We start from the raw sequence: 18,392 nt of genomic DNA, 5'->3' as shown, positions 1-18,392 counted from the left end.
GATATCACCGGATTTCGCTATCCCATTCTACAAACTGATGCTGGTGATTCAGGCAGTATTTCACTCCGGCCTTAATGTTTCCTTCCCCTTCATAAGCAACAGCAAAACGAATCCGTTCACCATCAAAATAGGGAATAGAAGCACAGCCTCCTTTTCCTAATACCACATAGTCAATCGAGCCAGCACAAGCTATCAGTGAACCCATTCCCATTGCCACAATACGTGCATCATTTCCGGCACTAACCACTCTGGCTTCGGTGCCAAAGCTGGAAATATGTGAGAGATCGCCAGCACTGGCCACTTTAGAGCTATCTCCCACACTACTTATACGTGCTCGCATTCCTGCGCTGCCTATTTTTACGCCTCGCCCGGAGCTGCTAATCTTGGCCGAATTCCCTGCAGCGGCAATACGCGCCCTGTCCCCTGAACTCCCGACCCGAACATCATGTCCGACACAGCCAACTCGGGCACCATAGCCACAGCTGGCAACCTGAGTTGAGTAGCCTGAGCTGCTAATCCAGCCATATTCGCCACAACTGCCAATCTGACTGTTTACTCCAGAGCTGGCGATTCTTACGCTACTGCCGGTGCTACCTATCCGGGCTTCATCGCCGCTATTGCTAATCTGGCTACCATTATCAATATTCATTACGCTGAAATAGTCTGCACCACTCGCTTGCCGCCCTGCATATTGATTGGCAACGGCCGACTTGAAATCATTTGGTGTTGAAGAATGCAGTGAGGGTAGAAACAAAGATGAAGAGATATCAACGGTCATCAGCCGATGGCTTAACACATCGGCCAGCAGGTCGGTGGCATCCGTTTCCTGCAGGGCAAAGTTCTCTTTTTCCAGCCACAGGGAATAGGCGTACTCAACCAGACTGGTAGCCCAGTCAACATAGCCATGCCGAATCAAAGCATTGTGGACATCAGCGTAACGCCCGCCCTCAGGAAAATTCCTGAGAAACCAGCGGTAAATTTTCGGGCCTGTTCGCCAGGCCCTTAGCTCTTTGCGGGTAATCAGCAGCATTAGTGACGATGATAACCATCAATCATACATTTGAAGGTTTCTGTTGGTGTACGCCCTGTAGTACACAAATACAGATGACCAAATATAAAAAACAGACTAAACACTGCCAGTAAGAAATGAGCCTGAAGGATCCAGTATCGAATACCAATCTGCTGTAAACCCAAAGCCTCCGGATAGAGGGAGATCAATCCTGAAATCAGCAGCAGAGGCACCAGTCCATACATGACTCCCAGATAGGCAACCTGTTGTAGGGGATTAAACTTAGAGCTTTGAGTCGCAGGGAAAGGATGCTCTTCTCCTTTCATAATGCCAAACAGATAGAAGTTCACCTGCCTTATAGCACGCCCCAACCAACCTTGAGGCTTGATCAAATAATGATGACCATTACCCCCCAATGCATTAATCAGCACAAAACCAATCCAGCAGGCTAACAATAGAAACCCGCAAATTTCGTGTACCCCAATCAGGCTTTTAACCGCTGCCGGAGCAACTAAATTGAAATGGTTAATCAAACCGCTGCACAGTAACAGAATAAATAACAGGGCATTAGACCAGTGCCATAAACGCACGGCTTTCGAGTAGAGATAAACTTTCTCGCCGTGGTCCTGCATTTGTCGGTTAGCTTGCCTGAAACGTAAAAAGGCATGCAGCGCCAGCACCAATAACATCCCTGCTAACGCTATTCCTGCAATCACCAACCATACCGGCCAGAACTCTGGCGTAAATACGGGAATGTAGAGACTTAGCTGGGACTGAAACTGTTCAGCATTTGGCATCGCGTTCATACATTATCCTTTTTAATCAGATGTTGACCAAAACGGCGATAAAGATGAGGAGCACCGGCACCTTTTAACTGGTACTCATAGTATTTATTATTTTTTAGCCAGTTCTGTACCACTTCGCTGTCTTCACGGCCAAAAATTAACGCGTTCTGCGGGCAAACATTAACGCAAATAGGGGCAAAACCTTTTGCCAGTCGGGATTCGGCACAGAAATCGCACTTGTCCGCCACTTTAGTCACCGGATTAAGGTAACGAACCTGATAAGGGCATGCACCAATGCAGTAACTACATCCAATACAACGTTGTTTATCTACCCGCACAATTCCCCGATCGTCACGCCATGAGGCTCCCGTTGGGCAAACATCAATACAGGGCGCATCTTCACAATGCTGACAGGAGTGGCGGAAAAAGTGATATTGGGTTTCGTTTTCATTGTCGGAAACCGGAATATGGGCAATGGATAGACGGCTTCCCCGATCGGGAACATGATTCACTTTGCGACAGGCTCTGGCACACAGATTACAGCCATTGCACAGAGTCTCATCATGAATCATGGCGTAACGAACCTGATTGGTTTTGTTTGATGCTGCAAGTAAGCTTTGGCCCGGGCCGGAGAAAAATATAACCGTACCCATACCGATGACAAATTTACGCCGAGTGTAGGTCATCTGCTTATCCCCTGATTCTGTTGACTGCAGTATCCCGGCATCATCCACAACGTTAACAATGCATTGCTCATCTCTCTTTCTCCGCCATTCTCTATTTCTAATATGATGAAATAGCAAGGTACTGCTTATGAATAATGACCTGAATCTTCTGTTTTTTAATTGTCATTACACCCTGTAATCCATACGCAACGTTGTACTGTCTGGCCATTTTGATGCGTTATGGATTTTGAAACTGCTCAACTTCCAACCATTCACACAGTCCATAAGCTTTTCCGTAACTCATAAACCGCTCACTGAACAAGTACGCCTGCCCGTCAGATGAAGCTACCGGCCGGATATCTGCATAATCAGGATGAGTGTCAATCGCCGTCAAAGCCGCTTCAATCTGTTCCGGTTCAAAAAAGTAAGGAGCCTGAGTCAGCATCGCAACTTTGTAAGGACGGGGATAGGTTTCACATTCAAACCTCACCGCTTGTGCGATGGTTCGACAAACATCTTTCTCAATCACCAGCACGCACATGTTGGCGTAATTCACCGAAATACTTTGGCTAGAATAGTAATAATCATCCCTGGCTCCGGCACTGATCATAATGTCGGCAAAGGCTTCGGTATGCTCGATCTCTTCCAGTACTTGTGCCAGATCCGGTTCTGACATCGAGTAAGGAGGCTCCAGTAACATACTTCGGGGCACCAGCGCGCCTGCGATGGAACTCTGCCGGATAAAATCGACCACCACATCAGCAGGAGAATCTTGTTGTTCAGCCAGTTGTTGCTGTGCTGACTCAATATCCTGTTGAAGAGTACCGGCCTCATCCCTTATCGCCGTTATCCAGCGCCGTTTACCGCTATCAACCGCCTCGGTTGCCGTAGTATTAACAGCGCCTTCATTAATCAAGGAGAGGTCTTCAGTCGATTCACGCATATTTCCACCGTTCTGATTTAAGGTAACAGGTTCAATGAAGCCAAATCAGTGGCCACATCTTCCATACCTAAACGATGTAACGTCTCTTTCGTCGGGCAACCCAGCTCAGGGTCCCAACCCATTTCGGTATAGAACATGGTGAATGCTTTATGCATATCGTCCTTGTCCATTTTGTCAGTACCTTCAGTAAATACCGGAATTTGCGGATCCTTATCAAACACCCATGAACAGATCTGATCGTGTTCATTGCGCATATCCATGGTTTGCATCAGCTTCACGGTATAAGCCCGGTGCAGCGTAAAAATACGTTCGGCTGCCAAATCCAGACTTTCCTGGGTGGTTTCATCACCAGTAATAGCTTGGAAGAACTTGGCTTCTAACGCTAAATCGCCGCGATAATTACGGCTCTTCAGTGGAGAGACCGTCATTGGCCATACCCAGTTACATAAGGTGACCGCATTGTGTAAACAGACTTTTAGTAAGGTCCATTTGGCATACTTAATTTTGGCCTGATTAATTGGGGTATAGTTTTTGGTTTCGTCATAAGCATCTTCAGAACCAAACAGTTCTGCTGCTACTTCTCGCTGTAATTTGAGCGGCAAACCCGAGCCAATAAAATTGATATGGGTGTGGGTCATGCAGTCACGGTTAAACATACAGTTGGTAATAGCACCCACTTGCGCGGAAGCTTCATTCGCATGGTGAACAGGAAAACCAAACGGAGACCAAAGTTTGTTTTTGGCGTAAGCCCAGTACTCTTCTCCCAGATTCCAGCGTTCAGCAATGGCATAAGAGCCGTCCGCCAGATGGCTCAGCTCGCCAGTACGATGAGCAAGGCGGTGGTAGAAGTCTTTAATAAAATTAGGATCGCCATCCTCTAACTGATCCCAGCGAATTTCCGCATACTCTTCTGCCGGTAAAACACGCTTGAAAACACCCTTGGTATAGCAATAGGTAAAATCACGATGCAGCTGACCATAGTTACACCAGATGCCATAATCATCGAACAGATTGAGCCCCACCAGATTGCCAATAACGCTACCATCGCCTTTATCGTCAAAATCTTTAGGGCCTTTTGGGAAAATAGTGGTATGAACAAAGTTAGCCACGCAGGTGTTACCACCAGTGGTCGGTACGCCAAAATCTTTCACCCGGGGAATATTCAACTGGGACATGCAGCGAATCGGGCAAGAGTGACAGCCGCTCATTTTTACCGTGTATTTTTCTGCTGCCGGCCCCAGGTCAAACACTGACTTATAGGTGCGAAAACCAACGGTGTTTTGATTACCCGGAGGTATTTCACCGGTTTCAATTGGTCCACCTTCTGCCGCTCCCCAATACAATCCTTTACGCGCCGTCCAGCGGGAACCTGGAGATGAATATTCAGCCCATGCCTGAGGTGTACTTGGCACTACATGGTTATTATTGGCGCCAATCAACTCGGTCATCATGTAATCGTTAAGACGCTTCATCTCTTTACGATCTGCTACCTTGACCCCTTTGGTGCCTTCAACGGCAATCGCCTTCAAATTTTTGGAACCCATAATGGCACCGGTACCCGCACCACCGCTGTGGTTACGGCTATTCAGCATGCAAGAGAGCGGTACCAGATTTTCACCTGCCTGGCCGATGGCCGCGACACAGGTTTCAGAACCGGCTATCCGACAGATCTCTTCCGTGGTTGCTCTGGTTCCTTTGCCCCATAAGAAATCAGCTTTTTCAATGGTGACTTTATCGTCTTTGATATTGATCCATACCGGGGAACTGGCTTTGCCCTCAATAATAATTCCGTCATAACCAGCAAATTTCATCTGTGCGGCAAAAAAACCGCCCATATGCGCATCAACCACCAAATTGCCTTTGGTGAAGGTAGAAAGAGAGGTGATATTGACCCTTGAACTACATGGTGCTCCAGACCCGGTCAGGGGACCGACGGCAAACACCAGCTTATTAGCTTCATCAAAGGGTTTGGTTCCGGCAGGAACCTCGTCATACATGATTTTGTAACCAATCCCCATGCCACCAACAAATTTCTTATATTTGCTGGTGTCTTCCACGCTAATCTCTCCTGAAGAGAGGTTGATTCTTAAGATGTTACCCATCCAACCATTAGCCATGATGTTTTCCTTAGAGCACATAAATCAAAAGGAGCTGTTTTCGGATGTTGCCGATTAAACAGTGATATCTTTCCACTCAATGATCTTTAATGCCCCGGTAGGACAGGCATTAGCGCATTCACCACACAAAATACATTTTGATGATTTCTTGGTTTCAGTATTTACGGTGGCCATCATCCATGGACAGGCTGTGGTGCAGGCACTGCATCCAATACAACGTTTATGATCGACGGCGATACAGCCCTCTTTTTCGTTATAGGAGATAGCGCCAATAGGACAGACTTTCAAACATTGAGGGTCTTTACACTGTCTGCAGGTATCCGCTGTGTAATTTAAATCACCAAACAGGCCGCCGCCGGAGCCGACACCGTTATCACCAAAGAAATAGTGGCGGTGAATTTTAATTCGGGAAAAAAAGGTACCGACAGAGCCGTCATTGAAGGTTGTGCAGGAGGTTTCACAGCGATGACAACCGGTACATCGCGCTCTCTGTGTTACCAACACACCTTTTGGCGTTGTTATTAAGCCAACCGTACCGTTATCAACATCCTCTTGTTTACAACCAAAAAGAGATAACAGAGAAGGTGCTATTGCCAATCCGGTAAGACCTTTACCTGAGATACGTAAAAACTCGAGTCGTGTTAAACCCATTGCTAACAATGGGCGTTCAGCATTATTAGGCATTTAATTCACATCCTCTTCCGTACTCGCTAAAATAACAACGCAATTAAAATTATTTTTATAAAACAAGGGAAAATCTGATACCTCTAAGTGGGTATCTGATTTAATAATCACCCTCTTTATGATAATAATCCGTGATCGTTATCAATTAAAAAACAATAACCATATAAAAAATAAGGTTATTGATTTTCATTATCATTTGAAAAATTAAAAAAGAATTATAAAAATAATTTGATATATTTTTTAATTATATAAAAATATTGTTATTAAAAAATTCAAATAAATAACATAGTGATAAATCAGGATGCTAAAAAACAACAAGAAAAAAGACAAAAAATAAATGGGTGTTTTGATGGCGTAAAATTAGATTTTACATAGTAAAAACCAATATATTTAGCAGTTATCAATGATGCTAAATTCATTTATTTATAAAACTTAACCGCTATAAATAAATATACACAACGATTGATGAAAATTAATATTTAATAGCTATTTTTCAGGAAAGCGCAAATATCCCTGTTAATATAAATATAAAATTATCTGCTACTCTCAAACGTCAGATCTACTAAACAGATAAGATAATGGTAAACTCCATGCCCATTATCTCTTTTTCACTATATCTGACTCTATGAACAAACTTGCCACTCTGTGCGGCGTTATTGCGATCTTACTGTGGAGTATGAGCGTAGCCTTAACTCGCAGTATCTCTGAAGCCTTAGGCCCTTTTGGTGCCGGTGCCGCAATATATAGCGTAAGTGGCTTGTTGGTGCTGTGTGTCATTGGTCTGCCAAAGGTCAGAGAACAGCGATCCACCTATCTTTGGGGCTGTGGTGCACTGTTTGTGGTTTATATGGTCTGTTTTGCTCTGGCAATTGGTATGGCAGCCAATCGCGCCCAAACGTTAGAAATTGGATTAATCAATTACCTTTGGCCAAGCCTGACGCTGGCTTTTGCCATGCCGTTATTAAAGGTAAAGGCTCGCTGGTGGCTATGGCCAGGAGTATTCCTGGCATTTTGCGGTGTCGTTTGGGTGGTGAGCGGTGGCACGCTGAGCCTTCAGCAATTTATTACCCATGCAAGGGAAAACCCTGTTGCTTATCTACTGGCGCTAATCGCGGCTCTGTCCTGGGCCCTTTATTCTAATCTGGTAAGAATATACTGTCAGGGAAAAGGTGTTTTACCATTATTCTTGTTAGCCACCTCAGTCTGCCTGTGGGGAATGACTTTTGTGTTTTCCGGTCTTCCAACGAAGATGCCTTCTACGGCCACATTACTGGAATTACTGCTTATGGGGGGAACCACTGCCATTGCTTATCTTTGCTGGGATAAGGCAATGCGTCAGGGCAATATGACGCTGGTGGCAGCGCTTTCGTACTTTACGCCGCTGTTCTCTATTCTGATTGCCAGCCTGTGGCTTAGCACCTGGCCGGGCAACAGCTTTTGGTCCGGGCTGGTGATGGTTATTTTAGGTTCTCTGCTTTGCTGGTCTGCCAGCAGGAATAACGCCGGTAATAGTTAGCCTCCTGCTATAAATTCACGATAGCCTTTGAGCACCTCAAGAAAATCCTCTACGCCACAGCAGGAGAGACTTTCTTCATCGTAATAAAACATGCCCTCTTCCATTTCATCACCTTCCAGATCGATTTGATTGGCACGTACGATTACCTCTTCTCCATCCAGCCACAGCGTATATTCATGACCAATTTTTTGCCATTGGCGTTCACTACCCCGAACCTGTTGTATAGCCAGCTCTACTTCATCTAACAGGGCTAAGTTGCCTTTCACCTCTTCATTTAGCCAGTGGCCAATAGCTTCATGGCCCATAGAGAAACTGGCAAAGACCTGACCAGTAACATCCAGCCTGAGTTCATAGTCCATAATATGCTCCTGTCGCGGTGCGGTTTCCGTTAGTTTTACTGCGGGATAATCCCGTAGATGATATCTCTATAATAGTCATGGAATGGGGTTAGGTACTATGATCTTTTTGGGGTATTGCAATGTCAGAGGGGAAATATAGTAGGAAATACTCTTATCAGCTTTAGCGGGTATTCTGACTGTAATAACTTCATACGCATATATGCATTGTGCCCGACCAGAAGATCATTTGTACTTAGCAACGGTGTATGACGGCCTCTCCCGACGATTTGCTTTCTGAAAGACTTTTTATGTAAAAAACCACGCCCTGGGGCGTGGTTTTATTGTAGAACAGCGTGCTATCAAACAGCCGTTTGGAAGATTACGCCTTCGGCTTTTTTGGTGTACTCGTTTAACTGGTCGAAATTCAGGTAGCGATAGGTGTCATCCGCAGTTTTATCGACTTCAGCCATGTAGCCCAGGTACTCTTCTACCGTTGGCAGGCGACCAAGCAGTGCAGCTACCGCTGCCAGCTCGGCGGAAGCCAGATAGACGTTAGCGCCATTACCTAAGCGGTTCGGGAAGTTACGTGTGGAAGTGGATACCACTGAAGCGCCTTCGTTGACTCGTGCCTGGTTACCCATACACAAAGAGCAGCCCGGCATTTCAATGCGCGCCCCGCTTTGCCCAAAGATGCTGTAATACCCTTCTTCGCTCAACTGGGTTGCATCCATCTTGGTTGGTGGAGTCACCCACAAGCGAGTTGGAAGTTTACCCTTCACTTTTTCCAGTAACTTACCGGCTGCGCGGAAGTGACCGATATTGGTCATACATGAACCGATAAATACTTCATCAATCTTATCGCCAGTAACCTCAGACAGCAGACGGGCATCGTCCGGATCGTTTGGTGCACAAAGGATAGGCTCTTTGATTTGGTTCAGATCGATTTCCAGTACCGCTGCATATTCTGCATCAGCATCGGCTTCCAGTAACTGAGGATCGGCTAACCAGCTCTCCATTGCCTCAATACGACGACCGATAGTACGCTCATCGCCATAGCCTTCAGCAATCATCCACTTCAGCATAACAATGTTAGATCTCAGGTATTCTTCCACCGGCTCTTTGTTCAGCTTGATGGTACAACCTGCTGCTGAACGCTCTGCCGAGGCATCGGCCAGCTCAAAGGCTTGTTCTGCTTTCAGATCCGGTAAACCTTCAATCTCCAGAATACGACCAGAGAAGATATTCTTCTTACCCTGTTTCTCTACGGTCAACATACCTTGCTGGATCGCATAATAAGGAATCGCATGCACTAAATCACGCAGCGTAATACCCGGCTGCATTTTACCGGTGAAACGCACCAGTACAGATTCCGGCATATCCAGAGGCATAACCCCTGTTGCCGCAGCAAACGCTACCAGACCGGAGCCTGCCGGGAAGGAAATACCTATTGGGAAACGGGTATGGGAGTCAGCACCGGTACCCACGGTATCCGGCAGTAACATACGGTTTAACCATGAGTGAATGATGCCATCACCCGGACGCAGAGATACACCACCACGATTCATAATGAAATCAGGCAGCGAGTGATGCATCTGAACGTCTACCGGCTTAGGATAAGCAGCAGTATGACAGAATGACTGCATGACTAAATCGGCAGAGAAGCCAAGACAGGCCAGGTCTTTCAGCTCATCACGAGTCATACCGCCAGTGGTATCCTGAGATCCTACTGAGGTCATCTTAGGTTCGCAGTACTCTTTAGGACGCACGCCTTTCACGCCGCAGGCTTTACCCACAATTTTCTGTGCCAGAGTATAACCTTTGCTGGAGGCATCGGCTGACTGTGCCTGAACAAACACCTCACTGCGAGGTAAACCTAGTGACTCTCTGGCTTTGGTGGTTAAACCACGTCCGATAATTAATGGAATTCGACCACCGGCACGCACTTCATCTAACAGAACATCGGTCTTCAGTGCAAAAGTTGCCAGCAGTTCATTGTTATCATGGCGACGAATTTCACCTTTCACCGGATAGATATCAATCACATCACCGGTATTCAGTTTAGAAACATCAACGTCTTCAACCGGCAGAGCGCCTGCATCTTCCATCGTGTTAAAGAAAATAGGTGCAATCTTGCCACCTAACACCACACCGCCACCCCGTTTGTTTGGTACAAATGGGATATCGTCGCCCATAAACCATAAAACGGAGTTAGTCGCTGACTTACGGGAAGAGCCGGTGCCCACTACGTCACCTACATAGACCAGCGGGAAGCCTTTCTGCTTCAATTCGTCCAGTTTTTTGATTGGACCTACTTTTCCTGGCTCATCCGGCACAATGCCATCGCGAGGGTTTTTCAGCATCGCCAGCGCGTGCAGAGGAATATCAGGACGAGACCAGGCATCAGGAGCTGGTGACAAGTCATCAGTATTGGTTTCACCGCTGACTTTAAATACGGTCATGGTGAGCTTATCGGCTAACGGCGGGCGCGAGAGAAACCATTCGGCATCGGCCCAGGACTTCATAATCTGTTGAGCGTATTTATTTCCGGCTTTGACTTTTGCTTCAACATCATAAAAGTTATCAAACATTAATAGAGTATGGGATAAGCCTTTTACCGCAATCGGAGCCAGCTTTTCATCATCCAGTGCATCGATCAGCGGCTGGATGTTATACCCACCCTGCATAGTAGCCAGTAACTCAATGGCTTTTGCTGGTGAAATCAGTGGTGATGTTGCTTCACCCTTAACAATAGCAGCCAGGAAACCCGCTTTAACATAAGCTGCTTCATCTACACCCGGCGGTACGCGATTAGTTAACAGATCGAGAAGAAAGGCTTCTTCTCCAACAGGTGGACTTTTTAATAACGTCACCAAACCGGCCATTTGCTCAGCATTCAACGGTTTTGGCACAATGCCTTCGGCACTACGCTCAGCAACGTGTTTACGGTATTCATCTAGCACGACGACTTCCCCCACTATCATTGTTATATTAAGCAGTGAACTTTATAGCGTTAAAGACCACAATTTTGTTAATCAGCGGTATATTCTCACTTCGGATAAATTGCACCAGCGCACGCCGTTAGCCTAGTGATATACCTGCAATTTGTTAATCTAATCACACTAAGTCTATATGCGCATTATGGTCTTTATGAAGCAAATTACGCCTTGCTCCAAACTACCTTAACCGGCCCCATCGAGTATAGTATTTTATTACATTTTTTTTACATTTTCGCAAAAAAAATAGCATTAGTTTTTAAAGGGGTAATCAGGTATATTTGAGGCTTATCACATCATTCAAGCAAGGATGCCAGAATGAACCTCAAACGGGGTTTAAAACCCTATCATTACATACTGTTAGTTATTATCATTACAATCATTTTGCTGGTGATAGCTCGCTTCTCGATTTACCATTTTAATGCTGATATTTATCATCCTGCCGGTGAAATTGAATTACCGCTGCATGAAGTTGAATCGGAAGTTGAATGGAATCCACTACTCTCCTCTCTGGAGTTTGGTCTGCACTACCTGTTAATCGTTTTGATCTCTATTGGCTCCCTGCTTTCCATGTTCTTTTTCTTTAGCTTTAAAGATGAAGGAAGTTAAATAGTCAGGCTCGAACATAACAGGTAAAACTTATCTCCGGATACCTATACTATCCAATCGTTATTCCCCCTTTATTGCTTATAAATAAAAAAACCTCTGGCACCTATAGCACCAGAGGTTCACCACTCCTATGAGAAAGTAGCCACTAAGTTCACGTTCTCTGCCGTGGCCAAAACAGAGAACGTTATTAACTAACTGCTTAGTTTACTTTGCCGGAACGGCTGAAGCGCTTACCATCATGGCTCTGGCTGCGTACAGACACATCACCCTTCACTTCTGGTTTTGCGCTGTCATCATAACGTTTCCAGCTCTTACCGTTATCGGTGGTGTATTGGATGATAACCCCTGGCAGAGCAACGTTTGCTTCCAGTTTGCCATTCACCACTTTTGCACCCGGTACTGGTAAGCGGTAAGCAACACCGGCTTTATCCAGTTTTGCCAGTTCACGCTGACCAACAATGTTAGCAAAACGGACCCAGTCGTTATGCAATGACGCTTTATCAACAAATGTGGTTTCGCCACCTTTGAACTCTTTACCCTTCTGGTAATCCATTTCCCATGCAGCACGGTGCCATGCGCGTTCTGCCAGCGGCATCATACGTGGATAGATCATGTACTCCATTTGATTATCGGTACGTACTACTTCGCTCCACAATTGTCCGGAGATACCATAAGCTCCCGGCCACTCTTTATCGCTCTTAGCGGCAAACGCATTGCCATCACGGTCAACGGAGGTTTCTGCGTTTTGCGGTAAGTTGTTTGGTGCAAAGCTAAATATTTTGCGCTCATCGCTAAAGCGTGTGCCCCAGTAGTAACCGCTCTCTTGTGGGTTCACTTCATACGGGAAGTCTAAATAGACGTAATCCGGGTTAGAGATAACCACTTCATAGCCTTTGTTTGCCCAGTCATTAGCTGAGTCAAAACCGCCCCAGTACAGGGTATCCCAGAAGTTAACGCCAACGCGCTTGGTTGCAAATGCCTTAGAATCTTTGGCATCTTTCAGACCATCTTGCCATGCCTGCATTCTTTCAATGCCGTGAGCATTAACCAGCTTGCTGACTTCTTGTGCAAAATGGCTTGGCAGATGTTCATAATCTTCAATTTTACCTTCTTTGATCATCGTCTGACAGACCTGAGATTTAGCCCAAGGTTTGTCTTCTTTACTCTGATCGATAGTGCCTTTAAATGCTTCTTTCTTCTCTGCATTCAGATCCTGATAGCCTGCACCCAAGCGAATGTTTTTCGCTTCGTCGCCACCAAAATGCCAGGTGCCGATTGGCTGACCGGCCTCTTTGTGCATCGCGGCAACTTCACCAATCACTTTATCTACAAAGCGTTTGGATGAATCCAGACATGGGTTCAGGTAACTCATACGGTTATAAAACTGAACGGAAGTAGTATTAGAGGTATCTGTAGGATCCAGCAGGCGGAACTCATTTGCCTCTTTCTCTTTGCCTTCTTTCATCAGGCGATCGTGACGCGCTTCCATTGATACGATAGCGGCGCGGGCGTGAGCCGGCATATCAATTTCAGGGATCACTTCAATCTGACGAGCATTAGCATATTTTACAATCTCGATATAGTCAGCACGGGTGAAGTGACCGCTACCGTTATTGTTGCTATCCGGACCTGAACCTAACTGAGGCAACAGGCAGCTCTTCTCATCCAGATCGTGACAGCGCTTACTGCCTACGTCGGTCAATTCAGGCAGCCCTGGGATCTCGATACGCCAGCCTTCATCATCACTTAAGTGGAAGTGGAACTTGTTCAGCTTGTAGGTCGACATTTGATCTAACAGACGCAGTACTGCTGGCTTGGTATGGAAGTGACGTCCCACATCAAGGAAGATCGCACGGTATTCAAAACGTGGCGCATCTTTAGCATCCAGCGTAGCAATTTTCTTGCTGCCATCAACAGGTAACAGGGAAAGAATCGATTGCAGACCATAGAATACACCGGCCTTATCATACGCGGTAATTTCAGCGCCTTTCTCTCCGATTTTCAGCTCATAGGCACCAGAAACGGCCATTGGGCCTTTAAATACATCAGCTGAAATTGCTGCTTTGATCGGGTAACCAGAAGCATTGGTAGCAACACCCAGTGCTTTAAAGTGCTTCAGTACAACGTCAGCGGCGACTTGATCCAGATCTTTCGCTTCCAGAGAGATGCCTTTGCTCAGATCCACATCTTTCTCGTGAACTTTCACTTCCATTGGCGTTGGAATGATTTGTCCGCGCAGATCCGCGGCAGGCAATACTTTCACGTCTGCGTTTTTATCAAAACGATTAGCGGTATTCATCAGGATGTTATGGTCGTCTTTAGTACGTTTCCATACATCACCATAATCTTCACCAGCCAGTGGATCGCTGAATTTACTCAAATCTTCGGTGTCAGTGCTGGCGATAACTTTTGCTTTTGCACCTTCAGCAGCCGCATACCAACGTGGTATCGCGTCAGTTTTAAAGATCTGCCAGTATTCAGCAATAATTGGAATTTCGATGGCTTTGTTTTCAGGGAAAGAGGTGAACTTATCAGTTGGTTCCAGCTTGTGTAAGTCACCGGTTACCAGACTAATTTTGAACTGGTCATTATCAACCCGCAGGATCTGACGGATGCTATGGAAATAGATCGCCCAATCTTTACCTTTAATTTCTGCAGAAGGGTTAGTCAGAGTAATCATGACTTTAGTACAAGATGCCCAGTCGGCGCCCAGCGCACTACAATCTACGCCGTGCTCAGCCGCCAGATTATCAACAATCTTGTAATTAACTTTAAGATGGCTCAACTGATCGACGGTTTTTTGGTCCGCATTAGCGCTACCAACAAAACCGCAGGTGGCGGCTAAGACTGCAAGGGTACTTAGTTTGAACTTATTCATGCTTATCTTGCTCCATTTTTAATTAACCATTATTTGCGCGAATTTCTTGCCAGACCTTATCGCATTGCTTCTCATATGCCTGACCATTACCGGTTTTAGCTGCCTGCAGGCAACGTTGATAATCCAGTACGCGAACACTTTCTTTCTCGGCAAACTCTTGATGTTTTTTATCTTTCTTTAAAACATCCAACACTGACTGGCAGGCCTGAAGTTTTTCCGGAGAATCTTTAGAAGTATTAATGCAGGCACTGTAAGCATCTCTCAGCGAAACATCTTCCTGCACGGTTTCTGTTTGTGGGGCACAGGCGCCTAAAGCAACGGTCATCGCAATAACTAGTAAAACTTTTTTCATGGCGGATAATCCTGTAAAAAAACCTCAGCCTGAAAAATCAGGCTGAGGTGAAGGCATTAGAAAATAGTGAATGGTGCAATAACCATAAACTTAACGTCACGTTCGTCCTGGAACATGTTGCCGTAGCCATTGCTCCAGCTTGGGTTATCTGAATGGTTGTCATACTGGGTAAAGTGCAGTTTAAACAGTGTACCTTTCGCACGACCTTCCTGTACGGTGTATAACGCATCCAGGCTATAAGAGCTCTCTTTAACACGCTGGCTCTGGTCATAGGCATCATTGGTACTTGGTTTAGCATCCCATGCGTAAGCATAAGAACCACCCACTGCCCATCCGGCTAAATCCCACTTGCTTAGGTCATACATTACGCCAGCAAATACGGCTTTTTCACCGTTGGCGTTGAAGTCTGAACGGTTATCCCACCAGATATCCAAACGACCGTTAGAAGAGGCGTAAGTTGGCGTCATACGCTGCAGGAAGAAGCCCTGATTACCTTCGGCTTTAACCCAGGTACCTTCTAAACGGAAATCAAACTGGCCCGCTTTGTAGCCCATAGTCAGCGCCTGAGTCCAGGCTAAGCCGTCATAAATATCGTTAACACCACCACCGGTTACTTTGTCTCTGGTACCGTAGAACTGATAGCTGGTGCTTAATGGGTTACCCAACACATCAAACTTGTAAGAACCTTTACCGAAGTACTGATCGACATAACCCTGCGCCTGACCAAAAGCAGCCTCTAACACAAAGTCATTTTTGAAATCATATTTAGCACCGATAGAGTGCAGATAATCTACTTTGGTTTTTTTATCATTCTGATAGAAATTATCTGTTTCAGTGTGCCATGGTGCTTTGTACTCATTAGCCCACATATAGGAGAAGCTCAGTGCACCTGCTTTATCAAAATCAAAGTTAGCACCTGCTTCAGCACCCTGATAGGTACCTGGCAGCAAACTCCAGTGTGGAGCCAGCAGAGTTTGACCACTTGGTTGAATATATCCGCCTCGCGCCCAAACCGGACCATATTTAAATTTAGCCGCAGCTTTGTACAAACTGACTCCGCTCTTATCACCGGAGTAATCTTCTTCGTAAGTACGGTTTTTCGAAGAGAATGCAATTTCGTTTGGATGTCCACTGTCGTGCGCTTCACCCATTTCAATGGCAGTAAATACCGCAACATCCAGACCAAACATATCGGCTGCATAACCGGAGGAAAAATCCAGATTAGCGTTCCAGGTTGAGTGAGACAGGTTAGTTTCATAATGACCAGTGCTAACGTCTTTGCGATCCCGTTCACGCTGCCAGTAATAAATACCACCGGTCAGGCTCGAATCTTCAACAAAGCCTTTACCTTCTGCCGCTGCTTCAGGAATAAAAAATTGTCCTGAAGCTAAAGTGGCTCCTGCGATAACATATGCCAAATACTTGCGCTTGAAACTATTAATTGCTCTCATCCTCGAAGTCTCCAAGATATCACATCGTTAAAATTGCTCATCTCAGAATCCCCACTGAATGAGCTTTTGTAATGTTTAGTAAGCTCAAGCATATTTTTCGCGACGCGAATTATCAACGCATATTATAAGTAAATGTTAAAATCATGACCTGTGGCACAAAATGATAAAAAAGGCACAAATGGAGAAAAAAACCGACTAACTAAAATAATCGATTGTTTTACATGCAAAAATGTATAGCTTTAAAACACATTGAATACAAAAGTAACCCTGCGTGTTATCACAAAGATAATTATCAAAATTAAATAACTGACTAATCATTTAACATATTTTCTATAACGAAAAATGATAGCCGGTCATTTTTAGCAAAAAAATGGTTATATCAGTTCAATCAGGGAAGAATAATGCGGAAGTCAAAACCAAAATGGAAAGGTGGTAGTAATGAATAATTCAGTAAATTTTCGACATAAAAAAACCGCCGAAGCGGTTTTTTTAATATGACTGGATAGTCTGTTGACTACTTTTTCTTAGCTTTTGGATTAGGTAAGTCGGTCACTGTACCTTCATAAACTTCCGCAGCCAGACCAACTGATTCATGCAATGTTGGGTGAGCATGAATAGTTAATGCGATATCTTCAGCATCACAGCCCATTTCAATTGCTAAGCCAATTTCACCTAACAGTTCACCACCGTTGGTACCAACAATGGCACCACCGATGATACGGTGAGAGTCTTTATCAAAAATCAGCTTAGTCATACCGTCTGCACAGTCAGAAGCAATCGCACGACCAGAGGCCGCCCAAGGGAAAGTGGAGACTTCATAGTTAATCCCTTTCTCTTTTGCTTCTTTCTCTGTCAGACCAACCCATGCCACTTCTGGCTCGGTATAGGCAATAGATGGAATAACTTTCGGATCAAAGTAGTGTTTCTTACCAGAGATAACCTCTGCGGCTACGTGGCCTTCATGGACACCTTTGTGTGCCAGCATTGGCTGACCAACAATATCACCGATAGCAAAAATATGAGGAACGTTAGTGCGCATTTGCTTATCAACATGGATAAAGCCGCGATCGTCAACCTCGATACCTGCTTTACCCGCTTCCAGCAGTTTTCCATTTGGCACACGACCAATGGCAACCAGAACCGCATCGTAACACTGTGGCTCGGCAGGCGCTTTCTTACCTTCCATTGTCACATAGATACCGTCTTCTTTCGCTTCAACCGCAGTGACTTTGGTTTCCAGCATCAGGTTAAATTGCTTGCTGATACGCTTGGTGAATACTTTAACCACATCTTTATCTGCAGCAGGGATCACTTGATCAAACATTTCTACTACGTCGATCTGAGAACCCAGAGCGTGATAAACGGTACCCATTTCCAGGCCGATAATACCGCCGCCCATAACCAGCAGACGCTTAGGTACAGTCTTCAGTGCTAACGCATCGGTAGAGTCCCAAACGCGTGGATCTTCATGAGGGATAAATGGCAACTGGATAGGACGCGAACCCGCAGCAATAATAGCGTTGTCAAAATTAATGTTAGTTACGCCATTTTCACCTTCAACCGCAATGGTATTCGGACCAACAAACTTACCATAGCCATTAACCACCTGAACTTTACGCATCTTGGCCATACCCGCCAGACCGCCAGTCAGTTGGTCGATAACTTTTTCTTTCCAGACTCTAACCTTATCGATATCAGTTTTTGGCTCACCAAAAACAATACCGTGTACGGCAAGTGCTTTCGCTTCTTCAATTACTTTAGCAACGTGAAGCAGCGCTTTTGAAGGGATACAACCTACGTTCAAACATACGCCACCCAGAGTGGAATAACGTTCAACGATAATGGTGTCCAGACCTAAATCCGCGCAGCGGAAAGCTGCTGAATAACCTGCGGGACCTGCTCCAAGTACCACAACCTGAGTTTTAATATCAGTACTCATCTATGACCTCTTAAATTTTTTCCCGGCCGACCGGCGTTGGTTCTGTTTCATCATAGCGTGCATTGCCGGAACCTGTGTGACCACTTCAGTTTACAGAAACATAACAATTCTGC

Annotated in this window: 14 protein-coding genes; 2 read left to right on the top strand and 12 right to left on the bottom strand. The window is 45.4% G+C overall.

The features are described 5' to 3' along the window. Positions 1 to 4 precede the first annotated feature (4 nt). The 6 genes from GOL65_RS15615 to GOL65_RS15590 all read right to left on the bottom strand — a co-directional run bounded on the left by GOL65_RS15615 (position 5) and on the right by GOL65_RS15590 (position 6,203). Positions 5 to 1,030: a hypothetical protein gene (locus tag GOL65_RS15615; RefSeq protein ID WP_140919589.1), complete on the bottom strand. Its 1,026-nt coding sequence runs from the start codon at positions 1,028 to 1,030 to the stop codon at positions 5 to 7. Further along, on the bottom strand, positions 1,030 to 1,815 hold the full coding sequence (phsC, locus tag GOL65_RS15610) for a thiosulfate reductase cytochrome B subunit (RefSeq protein WP_140919588.1): 786 nt from the start codon (positions 1,813 to 1,815) through the stop codon (positions 1,030 to 1,032). The genes GOL65_RS15615 and phsC overlap by 1 nt, the downstream gene beginning before the upstream one ends. Further along, entirely contained in the window at positions 1,812 to 2,480 is a 669-nt protein-coding gene (locus GOL65_RS15605; RefSeq protein WP_140919587.1) for a 4Fe-4S dicluster domain-containing protein, read from the bottom strand. Before GOL65_RS15605 ends, phsC begins: the two co-directional genes overlap by 4 nt. A 217-nt stretch (positions 2,481 to 2,697) precedes the next feature. Then, positions 2,698 to 3,402 carry a YdhW family putative oxidoreductase system protein gene (locus GOL65_RS15600; RefSeq protein WP_140919586.1) on the bottom strand — a complete coding sequence of 235 codons (705 nt, stop codon included), beginning with the start codon at positions 3,400 to 3,402 and terminating at the stop codon, positions 2,698 to 2,700. 17 nt (positions 3,403 to 3,419) lie between these two features. Continuing rightward, positions 3,420 to 5,519, bottom strand: coding sequence for an aldehyde ferredoxin oxidoreductase (locus GOL65_RS15595; RefSeq protein ID WP_140919585.1), 2,100 nt, complete (start codon positions 5,517 to 5,519; stop codon positions 3,420 to 3,422). A gap of 54 nt (positions 5,520 to 5,573) precedes the next feature. Next, positions 5,574 to 6,203 (bottom strand): ferredoxin-like protein, encoded by a 630-nt coding sequence (locus GOL65_RS15590; RefSeq protein ID WP_130592260.1) that lies wholly within the window; start codon positions 6,201 to 6,203, stop codon positions 5,574 to 5,576. A 625-nt stretch (positions 6,204 to 6,828) separates the two neighbouring features. Here GOL65_RS15590 and yddG point away from each other — a divergent pair. Further along, positions 6,829 to 7,719 (top strand): aromatic amino acid DMT transporter YddG, encoded by an 891-nt coding sequence (gene yddG, locus GOL65_RS15585; protein ID WP_140919584.1) that lies wholly within the window; start codon positions 6,829 to 6,831, stop codon positions 7,717 to 7,719. Here the strand turns inward: yddG and yacL are convergent. Continuing rightward, positions 7,716 to 8,078, bottom strand: coding sequence for a protein YacL (yacL, locus tag GOL65_RS15580; protein ID WP_140919583.1), 363 nt, complete (start codon positions 8,076 to 8,078; stop codon positions 7,716 to 7,718). The two genes, yddG and yacL, sit on opposite strands and share 4 nt — an antisense overlap. A 338-nt stretch (positions 8,079 to 8,416) precedes the next feature. After that, the gene (gene acnB / locus GOL65_RS15575; protein ID WP_140919582.1) at positions 8,417 to 11,017 is read right to left on the bottom strand and encodes a bifunctional aconitate hydratase 2/2-methylisocitrate dehydratase; all 2,601 of its coding nucleotides are present in this window, start codon (positions 11,015 to 11,017) and stop codon (positions 8,417 to 8,419) included. Between the two features lie 351 nt (positions 11,018 to 11,368). Between acnB and GOL65_RS15570 the strand changes: the two genes are divergently transcribed. After that, positions 11,369 to 11,659, top strand: a complete 291-nt coding sequence (locus GOL65_RS15570) for a hypothetical protein (RefSeq protein WP_140919581.1) — start codon at positions 11,369 to 11,371, stop codon at positions 11,657 to 11,659. A gap of 199 nt (positions 11,660 to 11,858) precedes the next feature. On the opposite strand, the gene GOL65_RS15565 is transcribed toward GOL65_RS15570, so the two are convergent. The 4 genes from GOL65_RS15565 to lpdA all read right to left on the bottom strand — a co-directional run bounded on the left by GOL65_RS15565 (position 11,859) and on the right by lpdA (position 18,279). Then, entirely contained in the window at positions 11,859 to 14,537 is a 2,679-nt protein-coding gene (locus GOL65_RS15565; protein ID WP_140919580.1) for a family 20 glycosylhydrolase, read from the bottom strand. Between the two features lie 22 nt (positions 14,538 to 14,559). Further along, positions 14,560 to 14,889 carry a ChiQ/YbfN family lipoprotein gene (gene chiQ, locus GOL65_RS15560; protein ID WP_140919579.1) on the bottom strand — a complete coding sequence of 110 codons (330 nt, stop codon included), beginning with the start codon at positions 14,887 to 14,889 and terminating at the stop codon, positions 14,560 to 14,562. Positions 14,890 to 14,945: 56 nt separating this feature from the next. Then, a complete protein-coding gene (gene chiP / locus GOL65_RS15555) occupies positions 14,946 to 16,340 on the bottom strand; it encodes a chitoporin ChiP (protein ID WP_140919578.1) in 1,395 nt (464 codons plus the stop codon). Between the two features lie 514 nt (positions 16,341 to 16,854). Next, positions 16,855 to 18,279 carry a dihydrolipoyl dehydrogenase gene (lpdA, locus tag GOL65_RS15550; RefSeq protein ID WP_140919577.1) on the bottom strand — a complete coding sequence of 475 codons (1,425 nt, stop codon included), beginning with the start codon at positions 18,277 to 18,279 and terminating at the stop codon, positions 16,855 to 16,857. Between the last annotated feature and the right edge of the window lie 113 nt (positions 18,280 to 18,392).

This window comes from Limnobaculum xujianqingii, assembly GCF_013394855.1.
Lineage (GTDB): Bacteria > Pseudomonadota > Gammaproteobacteria > Enterobacterales > Enterobacteriaceae > Limnobaculum > Limnobaculum xujianqingii.
The sequence above is the reverse complement of the archived record's forward strand: the minus strand, read 5'-3'. Positions and strand labels throughout refer to the sequence as shown.